Source organism: Rhodopseudomonas sp. B29, from assembly GCF_000333455.1.
Lineage (GTDB): Bacteria > Pseudomonadota > Alphaproteobacteria > Rhizobiales > Xanthobacteraceae > Rhodopseudomonas.
Genome location: NZ_BADD01000303.1, coordinates 1 through 2,220 on the forward strand (window position 1 = coordinate 1; position 2,220 = coordinate 2,220).

Genomic DNA, 2,220 nt, shown 5'->3' on the forward strand with positions numbered 1-2,220 from the left:
CGGCGGCCGCCCATCCGAATCGACAAGCCGCGCGACTGCGACGACGTCTCCTGCATCTCGGTGTCGATCCCGGGTGTCATGGAAGCCGGTCCGAAGCGCGGCAAACCGGGCCGCAAGGACCGAGACGATTCGCTCGCCGATCGGCCGAGCACGGACAAGCCCGAGAAAGACGCCGTCCGAAAATCGCCAAGCCCTGCCGGCGGCAGCAACCAGACGGCGAGCCGACCTGCGTCGGAGCCGCCCGCGGCGTCAGCGAACAGCACGCCAACATCAGCGGACTCGGCGGCGACGACTGGACCGATCAGACGCTGCACGTGCCGACGCTGATGATCTGGGGCGAGAAGGACGTCGCGCTCGACATCGCGCTGACGCAGGGCAACGAAGCCTATGTGGAGGACTTCACGCTGCAGCGGCTGCCCAACGCGACGCATTGGGTACAGCAGGACGCGCCCGAGGAGGTCAACCGGTTGATCGCGGCCTGGGCGCGGGAGAAAGGGCTGGCGTGAGATGCGTTGTTTCGTGGTGATGGGTATCGCTTCGCTCAACCCATCCCACGACTCCATGCAGGGTGCCTGTAGGATGGGTCGAGCGCAGCGAAACCCATCGCCGCAGAGTAAAGACCTCAGTGGAAGCTGATCAGGCGGAACAGCGGCGCCAGATAGCTCATCTCCTGACCGGAGGTCGGCGTGGTGCGGCTGATGAAGTCGAAGATCTTGCCGTCCTGCATGCCGTAGTTGGCGATACGGCGGACCTGGCGGTTCTTATCGAAATAGATGGCGATCACTCGCTGGTCAGTGACCTTCTGCGGCATGAAGGCGACCGGCCGCTCCGAGCGCTGCGAGATGTAGTAGAACACCTGGCCGTCGAGCGTGGCGACGGTGGAAGGAGTGCCCATCACCAGCAGCACCTGATCCTGGCTGGCGCCGATCGGAATCTGCTCGAGCGCGCCATTGGGCAGGATGTAGCCCTTCTGGAATTGCTCGGAGGTGCAGGCCGACAGGCCGGCGCCGAGCAAAGCCAGCGCCAGAACCGGGCCCAGCCGACGGCGCAGCGCGGCCCGTGCCGTCCGGCGCAGCCTGGTCGAAGCGTCAGCGCGCCCGCGGTCGATCGAAATACTCATTCGGGAGTTCGCCCCATCCCCTTGCATCGCGGGAAGCGTTGACATAACCGGGCAGGAACTCGGATTGCAATCCGAAAAGGCCGACCCCGCAGGCCCACCGGAACCCACAATGATTTGGCCGTTCAATCACTTCCGTCCGCCCCGGACGCCGCCGCGCGGCACCATTGAAGCCATCTATGGCATGATCGTGGCGCAGGCCCGTCAGCCGGCGTTTTATCGGGAGCTGGGCGTTGCCGATACCGTCAACGGCCGGTTCGAAATGATCGTCGTGCACCTCTGGCTGGTGCTGCGGCGGATTCGCGCCGTGCAGGACGCCCATCCGTTTGCCCAGGCGCTGTTCGACTATTTCTGCAGCGATCTCGACGCAAATTTGCGCGAGCTCGGGGTCGGCGACCTAACGGTGCCGAAACGCATGCAGGCGTTCGGAGAGGCGTTTTACGGCCGTTCGGCCGCGTACGATCTGGCGCTGACCGAAGGCGACGAGGCGCTGGCACTGGCGCTCAATCGGAACGTGTTCGACGGCGCCAGCATTGAGCAGGCGCGGCGGCTCGCCACTTATGCGATGCAATGCATCGCGGTGCTGGATGCGGTCGCGCCGGCCAAGCTGCGCGAAGGCGGCCTGCAATTTCCACCGCCGCCCGGCGCCTGAACCGCAGGAGGAGCGAATGGCCGACGATCACAGCCATGTTGATTCGAAGTCGCGCGATTCGGTGCGAGCCGAATCCGCGCCGTGGAGCGAGACCGTCGTGGTGCTGCAGATCCCCGAGGGCGGGCTGCATCGCGAGCTCGAAGCCACGCCGCGTCAGCGCGAGGCGCTGGCGGCGCTCGGCGATCTCGGCGGCGTGCATTCGGCCAAGGCTTCGTTCGATTTGCATCACGCCGGCGACGGCCGCGTCCATGTCACAGGGCGCGTGCGCGCCGAGGTGTGCCAGACCTGCGTGGTGACGCTCGATCCGGTGGACAACATCGTCGACGAGCCGGTCGATCTGATGTTCATGCCGCCGGATCAGATTCGCGATCTTGCCGATCTGGTCGAGGAGGATGGCGAGGCCGATTCCGGCGACCCGCCGGAAGCGATCAATAACGGCCTCATCGATCTC

General features: G+C 65.6%; 5 protein-coding genes. 3 read left to right on the top strand and 2 right to left on the bottom strand.

All coding sequences use genetic code 11. The annotated features are described in order from the left end of the window. The coding region (locus I5M_RS29535) for a hypothetical protein (protein WP_040771668.1) at window positions 1-314 on the bottom strand (314 nt) is incomplete at its 3' end. On the opposite strand from I5M_RS29535, the gene I5M_RS29540 reads away from it, so the two are divergent. Continuing rightward, on the top strand, window positions 315-506 hold the full coding sequence (locus tag I5M_RS29540) for an alpha/beta fold hydrolase (RefSeq protein WP_022721465.1): 192 nt from the start codon (window positions 315-317) through the stop codon (window positions 504-506). It abuts the gene before it with no gap. Window positions 507-622: 116 nt separating this feature from the next. Here the strand turns inward: I5M_RS29540 and I5M_RS11090 are convergent, their stop codons facing one another. After that, window positions 623-1,120 carry an outer membrane protein assembly factor BamE gene (locus tag I5M_RS11090; protein ID WP_022721466.1) on the bottom strand — a complete coding sequence of 166 codons (498 nt, stop codon included), beginning with the start codon at window positions 1,118-1,120 and terminating at the stop codon, window positions 623-625. A 109-nt stretch (window positions 1,121-1,229) separates the two neighbouring features. On the opposite strand from I5M_RS11090, the gene I5M_RS11095 reads away from it, so the two are divergent. After that, a complete protein-coding gene (locus tag I5M_RS11095) occupies window positions 1,230-1,769 on the top strand; it encodes a ubiquinol-cytochrome C chaperone family protein (protein WP_022721467.1) in 540 nt (179 codons plus the stop codon). Window positions 1,770-1,785: 16 nt separating this feature from the next. Beyond that, a partial coding sequence (locus tag I5M_RS11100; protein ID WP_022721468.1) for a phosphodiesterase occupies window positions 1,786-2,220 on the top strand: 435 nt, incomplete at its 3' end.